Origin of the sequence: Faecalimonas sp. LCP19S3_D12 (assembly GCF_052121495.1) — a bacterium.
In the GTDB taxonomy this organism is placed as follows: Bacteria; Bacillota; Clostridia; order Lachnospirales; family Lachnospiraceae; genus Faecalimonas.
This window is the reverse complement of record NZ_JBQKED010000121.1, coordinates 1-884: the sequence shown is the minus strand read 5'-3', so window position 1 is coordinate 884 and position 884 is coordinate 1. Positions and strand designations below refer to the sequence as shown.

The 884-nt window shown below is 43.7% G+C and carries 1 pseudogene; it reads left to right on the top strand.

Annotated features, from left to right (window positions below):
• Positions 1–118: 118 nt before the first annotated feature.
• A pseudogene (locus ACTQXY_RS15520) lies at positions 119–852 on the top strand (IS5 family transposase); the annotation flags it as partial.
• Positions 853–884: the final 32 nt, after the last annotated feature.

Below are 884 nucleotides of genomic sequence, written 5' to 3'. Positions count from 1 at the left end.
TAGAGCGTGTTTGAAAATTAAAAAGTGCACAAAATATTTGTTTATAGCCCTTCTTTCATGGTAAAATAAAGAAAAAGGGGCTGATATTATGTCAAGACGTTACGAACTAACAGATCAGGAATGGGAACAGATTGCATCTTTACTCCCTCCTGAAAAAACCGGGAAACCCGGACGTCCTTCCAAAGATAACCGTACCATGCTTAATGGGATGGTCTGGATTGCACGCAGCGGCGCACCCTGGCGTGACTTGCCGGAGCGTTACGGTCCTTGGAATTCGGTATACAGTCGCTTCCGCAAGTGGATTGATGACGGAATTCTTGATAACATCTTCCGGGTACTCAGTCTTGAAGCCGAACTTGATGAGCTCTCTTTGGATGCTACAATCGTTCAGGCTCACCAGCACAGTGCAGGTGCAAAAAAAGGGGGCCTCCTAACGAGATTGGGCACAGCCGCGGAGGAGCCAGTTCCAAAATCCATGTAGCCGTAGATGCTTATGGCTATCCTGTCTATCTGATGCTTAGTGAGGGACAGCGTAATGACATTAATTTTGCCATCCCCTTGCTGGAGCATATGGATATAGAAAAAAGCAGTGTGCTTGCAGACCGCGGTTATGACAGTCAAAATTTGATTGATTATATCTATGAAAAAGGAGCTGAACCAACCATCCCATCCAAAAAAGGAGCCAAATTTGAGCGTCATTGCGATTGGTGGCTATATAAAGAGCGGCATCTGGTAGAAAAATACTTTCTCAAACTGAAAGGATTTCGCCACATTGCCACTCGTTATGATAAGTTGGCATTCACATATATGGGGTTTATATGCCTTGCTTCAATCCTGATTTGGATAAAATAATCAAAAACTCATAATTTTCAAACACGCTCTAG